Raw genomic sequence first — 15,618 nt, forward strand, 5'->3', positions numbered from 1 at the left:
AAACCTGTATGATAAAGAAATTAAAGATGGAAATGAGAATAGTTATGCACACGGCATTGCTTGTACTTCTCTTCATTCCTGCGGTGTCGTTGGCACAAAATGTTGACGTATCCGGGATCGTTACAAGTTCGGATGGGCAACCGCTTGTCGGCGTATCCGTATCGGTGAAAGGCTCGAGCACACAAATTGCTACCAGCACCAATGCTGAAGGACAGTACAGTATTCAGACGCCGCAAGGAGCCGTTTTGCAATACTCCTATGTGGGTTTTATCGGAGTGGAAGAAACTGTTGGCACAAGAAATCGTATAGACGTTGTTTTGCAAGAGGACGAGTCTGCATTGGAAGAGGTCGTCGTTGTCGGATACGGAACACAGCGTAAAGTCTCTCTGACCGGTGCTGTTTCGGGAATCAAAGGGGAGGAAATGATGCGCACTAAAAACGAAAACCCGCAGAATATGCTGACTGGTCGTGTTCCGGGAGTAAGAGTTTGGCAACGCAGCGCAGAACCAGGGTCTTTCAATAATAGCTTCGACATCCGAGGGCTAGGAAGTCCACTAGTGGTTATTGATGGCGTACCCCGAACCACAGCGGATTTCCAGCGCCTTAACCCCAATGATATTGAAGATATATCGGTGCTGAAAGATGCCTCTGCCGCTATTTACGGTGTGCGCGCGGCGAACGGTGTTGTTCTTGTCACCACAAAAAAAGGGACAAAATCGGACAAGGCAAGCATCTCGCTCAGCAGTGCCTATACTTTTCAGAAACCGTCGGGGTTGCCGGTACTGGCCGACCCTTATGAAACAATGACCATTTACAATGAGATGGCTCGGAACAATATTGGATCGCCCTACGATATTATTTATACAGACGAGCGGTTTGAAGCGTTTAGAACAGGAGAGAGCCGCACCACGGACTGGACATCGCTACTCTTTTCAGACTATGCGCCGCAAAGTCAGTCAGATTTGAGCATAACCGGTGGTGGAGATAAAACACAGTACTACATCGGTATGGGATACTTGTACCAAGAAGGATTTTTCAAATCCGGAGACCTGAACTATCATAAAGTAAATCTTCGCTCGAATATAAGTACAGAAATTGCCAAGGGCCTCACCTTTGACCTCAACCTAAGTGGTATATTAGACAAACGAAACAGTCCTTATTCTTCTTCGGTCGATATCATTCGGAACTATTGGCGGCAGGGTGTACTCATTCCAGCGTATGCCGACCCGGGTAACACCATGCTCAATTATGAAGGATTGGATCTCGAGGAAAATAGCGTGGCAAAGATGACCTCTGATATTTCTGGTTACCGTAAGTACGCCCAGCGATATTTTCAATCCTCCGCCAGTTTGAATTATGATTTTGGAACGCTTAAAGATGCACTTAAGGGATTGTCAGTAAAAGCTTTGGTAAGTTACGATTATCGCACAGATGATAACAACATCAATCGCCGCGAATACTATCAGTATGCTTATAATCCTGTAACTAACGCGTATGACCCGAAATTATATAATATAAGCTCTCCGAACCAGATACGACGTGAAATGTTTAACAGGCAACAAATGTTGGGTCAGTTTATTGCAAATTACAACCGGACATTCAATAGCGAACACCATGTCTCAGGACTACTGGGAACCGAAGTACAGAAACAGATGGGCGATAATTTTTATGCTCAGCGAAATCTGGCCTTCGCCATGGATTATCTTTTTGGCGGTGTTGCCCAGGACCAACAGGGAGGAATGAACAGCTCGCTGAATGACATTTATGAATTAGCCAATTCTGCCGTATTTGGTAGGGTGAATTATACCTTTGGCGATCGCTATATCGCCGAAGCACAATTCCGTTACGATGGTTCGTCGAAGTTTGTACCGGGTCGCCAATGGGGGTTCTTTCCTTCGGCATCCGTAGGATGGCGTATCTCAGAAGAGCCTTTCTTTAAAAATTGGTCAGCGATGTCCTTTGTGAACCAGTTGAAACTCCGTGGAAGTTACGGGGTGTTGGGTGATGACGGCTCATTAGAATACGACTGGGCGACTGGATATATTTACCCAGCGACTTCGGGAAATGCGGAAAATGGATATTATAACCAATACGCTCCAGGTTACATGTTTGGTAACGAATTTATATATGGCGTCTCAACGCTGGCACTGCCGAACCAGATGAGCACATGGTTCACTTCGCATACCTTAAATGTAGGTGCCGATTTTGAAGGATGGAATGGCCTTTTTGGTTTTGCCGTAGATTATTTTGAGCGGGAAAGAAAAGGCCTTTTTGCGCGTCGATCTGGTGAGCTACCTACGGTTGTCGGCGCTACAGCTCCGCGTGAAAACCTGGATAGTGATAAGCATTTCGGGATGGATGTAGAGATTTCGCACCGTAATAAAATTGGCGATCTATCCTACCGGATGAAAGCGATCGCAACCATAACCAGACAGAAACATTTGGTGGGTTCGGAGAAAGGGCCTTGGGGAAATTCTTATGATCGATGGCGTAATGATAACCTGAATAACCGGAATCAGGGTATGCAATTCGGGTACGCCGGTGCTGGTCGTTATCTGGACTGGGATGATATCAGAAGTTATCCGATATACAAAGATCGTGATATTTTACCCGGTGATTACAAATACGAAGATTGGAATGGCGATGGTGAGATTAATGGCTTAGACATGCATCCCTTAGCTTTTGACAGCACTCCTTGGTTAAATTTCAGCTTCAGCTTTGATGCCAATTACAAAAATTTTGACATGAGCTTCCTATTGCAAGGCTCCGCGTTGGGCTCTATGCAGTATAGAGAGCCGTTGTATGCTATCTGGGGAAGCAATGGAGGCGGTGTGCTCGAACAGTATACCGATCGTTGGCGACCGGTAGATGCGCAAGCGGACCCTTGGGATCCTTCCATTGAATGGACCAGTGGGTATTACGGATTCTCGGGTAACTACCCTTTTGAAACCTCCACATTTAACCGTGTGAGCACGACCTACCTGCGTCTTAAGAGTATTGAACTAGGGTATACCCTACCTAAATTCCGTGCGGGGTCATCCATGAATGTAAGGGTGTTTGCAAACGCCTACAATATGTTCACCTTTACCAAGGTGAAGTTCGTTGACCCAGAGCACCCGGAAGATGATTTGGGACGGCTTTATCCGTTGAACAAAACGTTCACCGCGGGACTTTCACTCGCTTTTTAATTCCGTTTGTGTTATGGACCTTATCAAGACAAAAAGTAATTGTATGAAAAAAATAGTTCAGTTTGCGTTGGCTTTTAGCGTGCTATTCGCCTCGTGTTCAGATTTTTTGGATATCCCGCCTAAGAATATTATTGGTGATGAAAACCTGCTTAGCAGTGAGTCGGGCATGGACGTTTACATGGCAAGAATGTATAGTAATATGCCGTTTGAAGATTTCAAATACATGGCCGAGTGGGGTGTAGAATTTAACGGGTGGCTAGCGGCAATGGGCATTGAAGGTACTGGTGAGGCTCTTAACCGCGACGGCATTAGTACGGCATTCAGGGGCGAGCGAACACCTTATTGGGGAAAGGCCATGACCTTGCTACGGGATGCCAATTACCTAATTGAAACGTTGCCGGAGTACGGGGATTCATTTCCCGAAGATATTTACAATCATTACTTGGGCGAAGCGTACTTCGTCAGAGCTATTGTCTTTAACGCGATGGCCAGACGATTTGGTGGTGTGCCACTAGTGACTAAAGTTATCCAGTATCCGGCAGAACAGGCGGCCTTGGAAGTGCCTCGAGCTAGCGAGGAAGAGACCTGGAATCAGGTGCTATCTGATTTTGATCAAGCGGCTCAATTGCTGTTGCCGGCAAGTCCAAAAAGAGGTTACGCCAATAAATATGTTGCTCTGGCCTTTAAATCAGAAGCCATGCTCTACGCTGGTAGTGTCGCCAAATACAATGAAACGGTACCCGGTCGTCTTACTGGACTAGGCGAGAAGACGGGTGTACGCGTTATCGGCTTCGCAGAAAACGCATGGCAGGCGGCATCAAAGAAATATTTCAGGGAGGCCTATCTGGCTGCCCGGAAAATTATGCAGGAGGGTAAGTATGAGCTTTATAAAAAGAAATGGGCAGCAGATAACCCGGAGGCGCAATATCAAAATATGGTCGATATGTTCAGTGATCTGGAAAGTCCGGAGAACATTTACATCAAGGAATACACCTTTCCTATATCCACGCATGGATACGACGCTTATAGTGCACCTTTTATCTTTAAAGCGCCGCTCGCATCAGGAACATGTCCTACCCTCGACTTTATGGAGCTCTTCGAAGGATTTGACCGATATCCGGATGGCACCATCAAAGTGACCACCGGTAATTCCAATACGCAAGGTGAATATTTGATGTATGACACACCAATGGATTTTTTTAAAGATGCCGAACCTAGGCTGCGGGCTTATGTTATTTTTCCGGGCGATCGATTCAAAGGTACAGATATTGAGGTGCGAGCGGGTGTGTATACCGGTGCCTTGCCCATACGCCCATTCTTTAATGATTACTCGTATCAAGCGGCTGAAAACAGATATCAAAATCTGGATGTCTATAGAGCGAGTCCAAAAACACTATATCTGAGTCCCAGAGAAGGAAATGCGCAAGAGCTGGTTAATTACAATGGTGGGCAAATGACTGCTGCCGGTGCTAATGGGCCATTTTATGATAATGGCGAAGGAAGCTTAACTGGTCTTTACGGAAGGAAATGGTTGAACCCTGACCCGTCTTTCGTCGCAGGGGAAGGTAGATCGGATCAGCATTTTGTTTTGATGCGTTATGCTGAAGTATTGTTGAATGCTGCTGAAGCCGCTGTTGAACTATCGCTCGCAGGAGAGGGATCGCCTGACGGTTCGGACCTCATGCAAGTGGCTACCCAGGCGGTTAATGCTATTAGGGAGCGGGCGGGAGCATCATTGCTGGCGGGCCAAATTACACCAACCGAAAGCGGCCGTAATATTGTGCGTAAGGAAAGACGTAAAGAGCTAGCACTGGAACATAAGTCTAAATGGGATATCCGCCGATGGAGAGTGCAGCACTACGAAGGACGGAACGGTTTCTGGGGTGAAAATAGAAACAAAGATGCATTTAGTAATAATATTCGTTATCGTTTCCGAGGGCTTTACCCATTCTTTTCTACTAATAGCGGGAAATACTTTTTCGATGCTAGATTTCAATGGGTGAGTTTGAAAACCTTTGAATACAATATAATCGACTATTATTTTGCAATTCCAGGGGGCGAGGTCTCAAAGAGTGCGGTGATAGATCAGCAACCTAATCGATGATGATGCAGAAGTAAAACTAATTGAACACAGAAATTATAAAAATAATCAGATGAAAAAGACAAACATATTTATATCGTTAACATCTCTTTTGTTTTTGGCTTCCTGCAATCTATTTGAACTGGATAATTATCCAGCGCCGGAGGAAACACTGCAAGGAGAAGTGGTCGATGTAGCCACTGGAAAGCCGGTGCTGACCGACCAGGGAAGTGAAGGGATCAGGGTACGGCTGATTGAAACCAGCTGGGGCGATAATGTGACCCCTAATCCTGACTTTTTCTGTATGCCAAACGGAACTTTTCAGCATACTAAAGTTTTTAAAGGAACATATAATGTTCAAGTCGACGGTCCGTTTATCCCATTGTTGAGAGAGGATGAACGTGGTGTGCCCATCGCTGATGAAACAAAAGATATAGATATCGAAGGAGTAACTCAGGTCAAGTTTGAGGTACAACCATTCCTGAACGTGGAATGGGTAGGTGAACCCCAGGTCATTAACGGCAAGATACAGGCGAAAGTTCGTGTTACCCGAGGTGTTTCGGAAAATGAATTCCGTGAAAAAATAGAACCCATGGGGGGATATAGTAGTAGCTTCCAAAATATCACGGATATACAGTTGTTTGTAAGCTATTCCTCTACGGTAGGCTATCGTGCAAGAGATGAACGCTGGACCAGCGCAATCGATTATACGGGATCATCTTTTAATAGTTTGCTGGGAGAGACCGTTACGATCGAATCAAACGGAACTATTCCGTCAGGCCGCATTGTTTTTATCCGAGCAGCTGCCCGTATCAACTACGATACGCCGGCGGGAAGCGGTACAAGACGTTATAACTACACCGATGCAAAAGAAGTATTCGTCAAGTAATTGATAGTAAATCGAATGACATGACATACTGGAAGATATATGTAGGAATAGCCTGTCTGTTAGGAAGCGGATCGGCGATGGCACAGCAAAAAACTGATAAAGTAAAAACAACGTTTCAGACATCCCGGGAATGGCGCCCTACGATCGACAACCGTGCCGATGCGGTGATGATCTACGGCGTGGGAGGAAACCCTTCCGATAAACACCGCCGTTTGCCGTTCGCCGAACGAGTCAAATCTTGGAAAGATCGAGGGTATACCATTCATTTTATGACTGGCATCGCATGGGGCGAATATCAAGACTATTTTACAGGACAATGGGACGGGCGGTGGCATCTGGACGAAGGACAGGTAACACAAACACAAGACACCATATGGCATGGGCATATGGTTCCATACATCGTGCCCACCGACAATTTTCTTAATTATCTAAAAGAACGTCATGTAAAACCTGTTATTGACGCCGGAATAGATGCTATTTTTATGGAAGAGCCGGAATTTTGGGCAAGGGCAGGATATAGTGAATCTTTCAAACGGGAATGGAAGAGATATTATGGTTTTGACTGGCGCCCACAGCACGAATCTCCAGAGAATACGTACCTTTCCAATAAACTCAAGTACCACCTTTATTACAAAGCTCTGCAGGACGTATTCACTTATGCCAAAGCCTATGGGAAATCTAAAGGTATGGACGTAAAATGCTATGTTCCTACGCATTCACTTGTCAACTATGCTCAATGGATGATTGTTTCACCGGAGGCTAGCTTGGCTTCTCTGCCGGTCGTGGATGGCTATATCGCTCAGGTGTGGACAGGTACCTCCAGAGAGCCCAACTATTTTAATGGCAGGCAAAAAGAACGGGTGTTTGAAACAGCTTACCTAGAATATGGTTCGATGGCCTCCATGACAGCCCCTACTGGGAGGAAAATGTTTTTCTTAACCGATCCTATAGAAGATCGGGCTAAAGACTGGCTAGATTATAAAATCAATTATCAAGCCACTTTTGTGGCGCAGCTATTGTATCCGAATATTGCCGACTACGAGGTTATGCCTTGGCCCGAACGCATTTATGAAGGGCTTTACCGGACCGATCCGAACAGTGATCGAAAGCAGCGAATTCCTCGGGATTATTCTACGCAAATGCAGGTTATGATCAACTCTTTGAACCAAATGCCATTGAGCGAGAATCGATTGTCGGGCAGCGAAGGGATATCGGTGCTGATGGCTAATTCGCTGATGTTCCAACGATTTCCAACACACCAAGGCTATGACGACCCCCAGTTGGCGAATTTTTATGGTTTGGCGCTTCCATTCTTGAAATGCGGTGTGCCGGTAAAGACTGTGCATATTGAGAATTTAGGATACAAACAAGCACTAGCGGATACCAAAGTTTTGCTTATGACCTACGCGAATATGAAGCCTTTGGATCCGGTTGCGCACGAACAATTGGCCGAATGGGTCAAATCTGGTGGGCAATTGGTTTATTGCGGTACGGATAATGATCCGTTTCAAACGGTGCAGGAATGGTGGAATACCCAAGGCAATTCTTATCGGGCTCCGGCAGATCACCTTTTTGAAAAAATGGGCATTATGTCCGGAGCAAAGAACGGCTTGTATGCTTTCGGTAAAGGATCTGTTCAGATCATGCGGGTAGATCCTAAAGATTTTATTCTTGAAACCAATAACAGTCAGCAACTGACCAAATTGGTTCAAGAACGTTATCAAGCTGCCGGAGGAGGTAAATTGAAGTTCAAAAATCACTTTTACCTGCGACGCGGTCCGTTTGAGCTCGTGGCTGTGCTGGATGAAAGTGTCAACCAAGATAAATATACTATTAGCGGGACGTTGATCGACCTTTTTGATCCAAAACTTCCGGTATATCGTAGTCGATCTATTTCCCCTGGTGAACAAGCATATTTTTTTAACGTTGACTTGGTGAAAGACAAATATAAGCCCCAGGTGCTGGCTGCTGCCAGTCGCGTTTATGACGAAAAGATCAGTGGCTCGAGTTACGCTTACCTTGCCAAAAGCCCTATAGAAACGACGAACATATCTCGGGTGCTGCTGCCTCGCCGGCCTAAAAGCGTGACGATAAGCGGAGTTCAGGTATTTGATCAACAGAACTGGGATGAAACATCAAAGACCTATCTGTTGGGTTTTGAGAATAACCCCGATGGGGTTGAAGTGAAATTTTTGTGGTAAACGGAAGACGGATTGATACAATGTAAGCGAAAATATAGGGAATACTTTTTTTAGTAATTACAGCGGGTAGGTAATATGATACTATTATACCTACCGCTACACACATGTTAAGTAAAATGATGAAAGTTATGAAATTTAGGAAGAGAAGGATATTTATAAACTTATGGCTCATCGCATCGGTTTTCAGTGTGTTGATGTCTTATGCGCAGCATCAAACTCGGAAAGCTCCAGCTTATCCTTTGGTGACCCATAATCCAAATTTCAGTATTTGGTCAACGAGTGATGTGCTGACTGATAAACCGACAGAACATTGGACCGGTGTGCCGCATGGCATGACGGGTTATCTTGAGGTCGACGGAACCATGTATCGCTTTATGGGTATGGAAGCTCCGCGTTACCAAAGCATTATGTCGGAGGCAAGTGCAGATGAAGGAAACACAGTTAAATATACAGAACAAGCTCAATCCGGTGGTTGGAATGTCTTTGACTTTAAGGCTTTAGGTTGGAAGGATGGGCGGTTGCCAATTTCTGATAATAAATTGGTATCTGGCACATCTTGGGAATCAGATAACATATGGGTTAGACGGGAATTCTCTCTGAGTAAAGTAAATCAGGATGAGCCGCTGTATCTTAAGTTACACCACGACGATAATATAGAAGTATACCTGAATGGAAAACTTGTATTTGAAAAAGAAGGCTGGAATAACCGCTTTGAATATTTTGATATTTCCTCTAGAGCCAGGGGGCTACTCCGTGCAGGTAAAAATGTTCTTGCCATACACCTGAAAAATACAGCCGGTGGTCGGTTTCTAGATTTTGACCTGGTAAGTAAAATGCGATCTGATGAGGAAAATGTAGGCATTGCGCGACAAACCGGGGTGGATGTGCATGCGACACAAACGATCTATACGTTCGATTGTGGTGGTGTTGCCCTGAAGATCACCTTTACCTCACCCCTTTTAATGGACGATCTTGATCTTCTTGCACGGCCTATTTCTTACATCTCCTACCAGGTTGCCTCTAAGGACGGAAAGAAGCACCGTATTAAAGTCCATCAGGAGGTATCTTCGGATATTGCGGTGTATATAGCAGACCAACAGGAAGTCCAAGGATGGGCGTATAAGGACGAAGGTCTCTCTATCCTGAAAGTGGGCACGGTCGAACAGCCGATCTTACAGAAAGCTGCCGACGATATGCGCATTGACTGGGGATACCTTTACGTTGCAGCACCTGAAGGGAAAGATGTGCGACAATATATATCGGGACATGATACGAACAAAAATGACGATCCGTATCGCGGAAAATCGCTATCGCTGAACACCGAAATTTCTTTAGGTATCGTTGGTTCGACGCCGGTCCAGCGCTTTTTGACCATCGGATATGACGAAGTAGTTGCTATTCAGTATTTTAATCAGGATCTACGGCCTTGGTGGAACAGAAATGGGGACCGTTCTTTTGAGTCCCAGTTACATGCTGCCTTAGATGATTATGAAAAATTGATGCAGAGGTGCGCTCGTTTCGATCAAACGCTTTGGCAGCAAGCGAACCGAGCCGGTGGAGAGGAGTATGCCCATCTCTGTGTTTTGGCTTATAGACAAAGTGTCGCAGCGCACACCTTGGTGGAGAGTCCTGACAAGGAGGTTTTGTGGCTCTCCAAAGAGAATAATAGTGGAGGATTTATTAACACGGTTGATGTGACCTATCCCTCATCGCCCTTGTATTTGATTTATAACCCTGTTTTGCTGCAGGGCATGCTAAACGGTATCTTTCATTTCAGTGAAAGCGGGAAGTATCCACATCCATGGGCGGCACATGATCTGGGAACCTATCCACTTGCTAATGGACAGACGTATGGAGAACCGATGCCTGTGGAGGAATCGGGAAATATGCTTATTATGACCGCGGCGATAGCCCAAGCGCAAGGTGATGCGAGTTATGCAGCGCAGCACTGGGCTATACTTACCAAATGGGTGGATTATCTTGTCAAAGAAGGTCTCGATCCGAAAACCCAGCTTTGTACCGACGATTTTGCCGGTCACCTTGCGCGCAATGCTAATCTTTCGTTAAAGGCGATTATGGGAATAGCAAGCTACGCGCGACTTGCCGGCATGTTGGGAAAGAAAGATATCGCTGATCGATACCGGAAAGTGGCAGAGGGAATGGTGCCCAAATGGATGGATATGGCAGATGCCGGAGACCATTATGCGCTTACATTTGATGATCCGAACACCTGGAGCCAGAAATATAATCTCGTATGGGATAAGGTATTGGATTTCGATCTGTTCCCCAAAGAGGTCCTTGTTAAGGAAATTGCATATTATCTGCCAAGAATGAATCGTTTTGGCTTACCGTTGGACAGTCGGAAGAATTACACAAAAAATGACTGGATATTATGGACGGCGGTTCTGACAGACGATCAGGCGACCTTCAAGAAATTTATAGATCCGGTTTTTCGACATGCCATAGAAACACCGTCCCGCGTGCCGCTGAACGATTTCTATGACACACGGGACGGCATTCGTGAGAACTTTAAGGCGCGTAGTGTTGTGGGGGGATTCTATATGAAGATGTTAGCAGAAAAATGGGGCAGGTAAGACATCTCTTCAATCATGCTCGTATGTATATTTCTTTTAATTCTAAGAAGGCGAAAAAAATTGCTTCGGCTAGAATTAACCAGAAAAGTCTCCGAATAATCTTATCGGAGACTTTTCTTATAAAGAATATTATAATTGTCTTTTTTTGCTTACCTACAGAGTAAAGGCTTCTTTTATCTTATCTACGTAATCTAGTTTTTCCCACGTAAATAGTTCTACTTCTATTGTCTTCTGCTCACCTGTGGAGCTTTCGAACGTTTTGGTTTCCGTCCGGGGAGTGCGGCCCATATGTCCGTAGGCTGCAGTCTCTGAGTAGATGGGATTTCGAAGACCCAGACGAGTTTCGATGCCATACGGTGTCATGTCAAACAGCTCAGAGATTTTCGTTGCTATTTCCCCATCGCTTAGTGCCACTTTGCTGGTTCCATAAGTATTCACATAAATTCCCATTGGATCTTTCACGCCGATAGCATACGATATTTGTACCAAAATCTCGTCCGCTACGCCTGCAGCAACCAGATTTTTTGCAATATGCCTGGTCGCATACGCTGCTGATCGGTCCACCTTGGAAGGATCTTTGCCGGAGAAGGCTCCGCCTCCATGAGCTCCTTTTCCACCATACGTGTCGACAATAATCTTACGTCCGGTTAGTCCGGTGTCTCCGTGCGGTCCACCTATAACGAATTTTCCTGTTGGGTTCACGTGGAACTTGATTTTCTCACTGAACAATGCTTGCAACTCAGGCTTTAGCTGTGCTTTTACACGTGGAATGAGGATATTCTTGATGTCTTCTGTGATCTTTGCCAACATAGCCGGCTCCGAATCAAAATCATCGTGTTGTGTAGAGATGACAATAGTATCGATCCGTTGTGGTTTGTGATCGTCGCTATATTCCAGGGTTACTTGCGACTTTGCATCTGGGCGAAGGTAAGTAATCTCCTTATTCTCGCGACGTAACGCTGCCAGTTCGTACAAAAGTCGATGTGCCAGATCTAGCGCCAATGGCATGAAGTTCTCTGTTTCGTTATTAGCGTAGCCGAACATGATGCCTTGATCTCCGGCTCCTTGTTCCTGCTTTGTTTTTCTGTCGACACCCTGATTGATATCCGCAGATTGTTCGTGAATCGCAGATAATACACCGCAAGAATTCGCTTCGAACATGTATTCCGATTTGGTATATCCTATCTTTTCGATTACAGAGCGGGTAATTTTCTGCACATCCAGATAGATTTTGGATTTGACCTCACCAGCTAAGACAACTTGTCCCGTGGTAACCAATGTTTCGATAGCTACACGAGCGTCATCATCCCACGCTAAAAAATTATCAATTAAAGCATCAGAAATTTGATCTGCTACTTTATCAGGGTGCCCTTCAGACACCGATTCAGAAGTAAATAAATATGCCATTTAACTTTATTTTGATGATCAGCAAGGAGAGTAGCCAAGTAGAAGTGGAAAAACAGTTGTCGTTTAATTTTAGCACTTTTTTACCGTGGTTGCAATCTCCTTAGGCATCGATATATGCCGCACGCAAATCAGTCCACATTTTACAGCGACAAAAGTACGATTCTTTCTTCTATATATGGTATCTTTTTCAAATTTGTGTCGATTTAACTTTGCCTAAAATGAAGCGTTTAACTCCCAAATAACTATTTAAAACTATTAATGACTGTTTGCTGCATCGATAAAAAAATCACACTTCTTATCAAAAGTAATAATCCCATTATGTATTTTTTAATCGATATTAATTTAATGACCATTAACTTAATGATTGTTATTTTAGTGCGTGGCAAGTTTTTTACTAATTTTAAAACGGATCATTTATGAAGTTTTATAATAGGGATGTAGAGTTAAAATTGTTAGAAAAAAACGATGCTCAATCGCATGAAACAGCTTGTTTTCAGGTTGTTGTAGGTAGGCGAAGAATTGGCAAAACATCGCTATTGATGGAGTCGGTTAAAGGTAAGAAAGTTGCTTATTTATTTGTCATGAGAAAAAATGAGCATTTACTGTGCTCAGAGTTTCAAAGATTGCTTGAGCAGATCGGATTAAAAATATTTGGGACAGTTGCGTCATTTAAAGATTTATTTGAGCAAGTGATGAAGTATGCTATAGACGAGCATTTTACGTTAATTATCGACGAGTTTCAGGAATTTGAGTACGTGAACCCTTCTATTTTTAGTGATATTCAATTTGTTTGGGATCAGTATAAAAGTAAAATTAATCTCATCGTCTGTGGGTCTGTATATTCCTTAATGACAAGAATCTTTGAACATAATAAAGAGCCTCTATTTGGCCGATTGACTTCTAAGCTGATTTTGCAATCGTTCAAAGTTGATACTGTTAAAGAAATTTTGACGGATTACAATCCGAACTATAAAAACGAGGATTTGCTATGCCTTTATGCTGTTACGGGTGGGGTGGCAAAATATATAGAACTCTTAATGGACGCGAAGGCTAAAAATAAAGATGAGTTCCTCGAATTTATTTGTCGAATGGACTCTCCATTTTTGACAGAAGGAAAAGAATTGTTAATCAGCGAATTTGGAAGAGAATATGGAACATATTTTTCTATTCTTCAGTTGATTGCTTCGGGTAAGACGTCTCAAAGGGAGATTGATTCCATAGTCGGAAAGAATACAGGTGCATACCTTGTCAATTTGGAAGAGGACTATTCCTTGATCGTACGTAAACGTCCACTTTTTTCAAAACCGAATAGTAGAAATGTAAAATGGGCGTTAAATGATAATTATTTACAATTTTGGTTCAGATTCATATATCCTAATCAGTCTTTGATCGAAATCGCGAGATATGACTTACTTAAGGAAATTATAGAATCCGGGTACGAGCAATATAGCGGAGCGGTCCTAGAAAACTATTTTCGGGAAAAATTGGTCTCCCAATACCGCATTACTGAAATAGGGGAATATTGGGATAACAAAAAGCAGAATGAAATCGATATTGTTGCCTTAAACGATATGGACCGAGAGGCATTTATTGCTGAAGTCAAACGTAATCCTAAAGAAATTGACTTGATTAAGCTAAGATCAAAATCGGTCGTGATAAAGAAGGAACTTGCTAACTTTCGGGTAGCGTATTTAGCATTGTCTTTAGAAGATATGTAAACAACTAAAAAGGAATGCGATCTTCAATTCGGCGTGTTCAGGAATTCTAAAATTGAGGCTTCCTCTCTCGATGTAGGATCAGTTATTGTCAGCGTATTATTCGAAATCATTAACGATTTTAGCTCCATTAATATTGACAAAGATTGCCGCCACGAATGTCATTCAGTATATCAACAAGAACAAACTTTAAAGTAATATCAATCAATTCAAAGTTTGCATTGCTAATATGTACAACGGGTTATAAATAATCTTTAACTCCGAAAATTAGCTATCTTTATAAGCTCAAAAGGCATTAGTTAATTATGCGAAAACGGAAGCGAATATTGTTTGTCATCAATCCGATATCTGGGGGGAAAAAGAAGACAGCGTTTAATAAACAGGTTTTGGAGGTGTTGGATCTGGAAAAGTTTGATCCGACGTTCAAGATTACTGACCACCCCAATCATGCCTATGAGCTTGGAAAGTCTGCGATCCTAGAGGGATATGACGCGGTGGTTGCTGTTGGCGGCGACGGCACAATTAATGAATTGGGATCAGCTATTTTAGGAACCGACATGCCTTTGGGGATTGTGCCGGAGGGATCGGGAAATGGATTGGCGCTCTACTTGGGTATTCCGCTAAACGAATCAGCAGCGATTAGGCGTATCAATAGATTTGATACCGTAGAAGTAGATACGGGTGAAATCAACGGGCGCAACTTTTTTAATATTGCCGGTTTAGGATTCGATGCATCCGTGAGTGACCATTTTGCCACGGAGACCATACGTGGTCCCATCGGTTATCTTCGCTCGGCGATAAATGTTCTGAGTAATTTCAAGCCGAGTATCTATCGGCTTGTTATCGACGGGAAAGAATATCGGAAGGAAGCATTCATGATCAGCGTGGCCAACTCACCCCAATACGGCAATAATGCATATATTGCGCCTCAGGCGTCAATCAATGATGGTATTCTTGATGTTTGTATCGTAAAGAGATTTCCGCTGTATCTCCTTCCTAAAATGGTTTTTCATCTTTTTAACAAGAGTGCGGACCAATCTGAATATGTGGAAATCATTCCTGGGAAGAAAATAGAGATTGTTCGGGATGGCAAAGGTCCTGTTCATGTGGATGGTGAACCGGTCGAAATGGGCGAAAAGTTGGAAATTGCAATTAGACATAAATCACTAAAAATTATTTGTTAATATGGCAAAACAGAAAAAGCAGCGTTTTGAAGGAATCGTTTATTCTACGGCCGACGACTTTGCATACGTAGATGCCGAGCGCCAGCAAGAACAGGAAACCCTGCCCCCTGGAAAGCAAAAGCTGAAAGTTCTTCTGGACCGCAAGGCACGGAAAGGAAAGATTGTTACAATCGTACAGGGGTATATCGGCTCAGAGGAAGACTTAAATGATTTAGCGAAGAAGTTGAAGCAGAAATGTGGTGTGGGCGGTGCGGCGAAAGATGGAGAAATTTTAATTCAAGGTGATTTTAAGACTAAAATTTTCGAAATATTACAGGTCGAAGGTTATAGCGTCAAATTGGTTGGAGGCTAACCACTTAC

The 15,618-nt window shown here is 43.7% G+C and carries 9 protein-coding genes; 8 read left to right on the forward strand and 1 reads right to left on the reverse strand.

The window, feature by feature from the left end; translation table 11 throughout:
• Positions 1 to 8: 8 nt before the first annotated feature.
• The 5 genes from ACFSR5_RS16675 (at position 9) to ACFSR5_RS16695 (ending at position 10,952) form a co-directional block, all read left to right on the forward strand.
• A complete protein-coding gene (locus tag ACFSR5_RS16675; RefSeq protein WP_380905601.1) occupies positions 9 to 3,188 on the forward strand; it encodes a SusC/RagA family TonB-linked outer membrane protein in 3,180 nt (1,059 codons plus the stop codon).
• Between the two features lie 43 nt (positions 3,189 to 3,231).
• Positions 3,232 to 5,292 carry a RagB/SusD family nutrient uptake outer membrane protein gene (locus ACFSR5_RS16680; RefSeq protein ID WP_380905602.1) on the forward strand — a complete coding sequence of 687 codons (2,061 nt, stop codon included), beginning with the start codon at positions 3,232 to 3,234 and terminating at the stop codon, positions 5,290 to 5,292.
• A 49-nt stretch (positions 5,293 to 5,341) separates the two neighbouring features.
• The gene (locus ACFSR5_RS16685) at positions 5,342 to 6,157 is read left to right on the forward strand and encodes a DUF3823 domain-containing protein (RefSeq protein ID WP_380905603.1); all 816 of its coding nucleotides are present in this window, start codon (positions 5,342 to 5,344) and stop codon (positions 6,155 to 6,157) included.
• A 20-nt stretch (positions 6,158 to 6,177) separates the two neighbouring features.
• Positions 6,178 to 8,358, forward strand: coding sequence for a hypothetical protein (locus tag ACFSR5_RS16690; RefSeq protein WP_380905604.1), 2,181 nt, complete (start codon positions 6,178 to 6,180; stop codon positions 8,356 to 8,358).
• 128 nt (positions 8,359 to 8,486) lie between these two features.
• Entirely contained in the window at positions 8,487 to 10,952 is a 2,466-nt protein-coding gene (locus ACFSR5_RS16695) for a glutaminase family protein (protein ID WP_380905605.1), read from the forward strand.
• A gap of 153 nt (positions 10,953 to 11,105) precedes the next feature.
• Here ACFSR5_RS16695 and metK read toward each other — a convergent pair whose 3' ends face one another.
• The gene (gene metK / locus ACFSR5_RS16700; RefSeq protein ID WP_380905606.1) at positions 11,106 to 12,359 is read right to left on the reverse strand and encodes a methionine adenosyltransferase; all 1,254 of its coding nucleotides are present in this window, start codon (positions 12,357 to 12,359) and stop codon (positions 11,106 to 11,108) included.
• Between the two features lie 416 nt (positions 12,360 to 12,775).
• On the opposite strand from metK, the gene ACFSR5_RS16705 reads away from it, so the two are divergent.
• From ACFSR5_RS16705 to ACFSR5_RS16715, 3 genes are all read left to right on the forward strand, one after another.
• Complete coding sequence (locus ACFSR5_RS16705; protein WP_380905607.1) at positions 12,776 to 14,077, forward strand: ATP-binding protein; 1,302 nt, start codon at positions 12,776 to 12,778, stop codon at positions 14,075 to 14,077.
• 302 nt (positions 14,078 to 14,379) lie between these two features.
• Positions 14,380 to 15,258, forward strand: coding sequence for a diacylglycerol/lipid kinase family protein (locus tag ACFSR5_RS16710; protein ID WP_380905608.1), 879 nt, complete (start codon positions 14,380 to 14,382; stop codon positions 15,256 to 15,258).
• Position 15,259: 1 nt separating this feature from the next.
• The gene (locus tag ACFSR5_RS16715; protein WP_380905609.1) at positions 15,260 to 15,610 is read left to right on the forward strand and encodes a translation initiation factor; all 351 of its coding nucleotides are present in this window, start codon (positions 15,260 to 15,262) and stop codon (positions 15,608 to 15,610) included.
• The last annotated feature ends 8 nt before the right edge of the window (positions 15,611 to 15,618 follow it).

Origin of the sequence: Sphingobacterium suaedae, assembly GCF_042684625.1 — a bacterium.
Classification (GTDB): domain Bacteria; phylum Bacteroidota; class Bacteroidia; order Sphingobacteriales; family Sphingobacteriaceae; genus Sphingobacterium; species Sphingobacterium suaedae.

Coding starts and splice junctions, on each gene's coding strand:
- ACFSR5_RS16690 (WP_380905604.1), top strand. CDS start 6,178: ATGACATACTGGAAGATATATGTAGGAATAGCCTGTCTGTTAGGAAGC.
- ACFSR5_RS16715 (WP_380905609.1), top strand. CDS start 15,260: ATGGCAAAACAGAAAAAGCAGCGTTTTGAAGGAATCGTTTATTCTACG.
- ACFSR5_RS16680 (WP_380905602.1), top strand. CDS start 3,232: ATGAAAAAAATAGTTCAGTTTGCGTTGGCTTTTAGCGTGCTATTCGCC.
- ACFSR5_RS16675 (WP_380905601.1), top strand. CDS start 9: ATGATAAAGAAATTAAAGATGGAAATGAGAATAGTTATGCACACGGCA.
- metK (WP_380905606.1), bottom strand. CDS start 12,359: ATGGCATATTTATTTACTTCTGAATCGGTGTCTGAAGGGCACCCTGAT.
- ACFSR5_RS16685 (WP_380905603.1), top strand. CDS start 5,342: ATGAAAAAGACAAACATATTTATATCGTTAACATCTCTTTTGTTTTTG.
- ACFSR5_RS16710 (WP_380905608.1), top strand. CDS start 14,380: ATGCGAAAACGGAAGCGAATATTGTTTGTCATCAATCCGATATCTGGG.
- ACFSR5_RS16705 (WP_380905607.1), top strand. CDS start 12,776: ATGAAGTTTTATAATAGGGATGTAGAGTTAAAATTGTTAGAAAAAAAC.
- ACFSR5_RS16695 (WP_380905605.1), top strand. CDS start 8,487: ATGAAATTTAGGAAGAGAAGGATATTTATAAACTTATGGCTCATCGCA.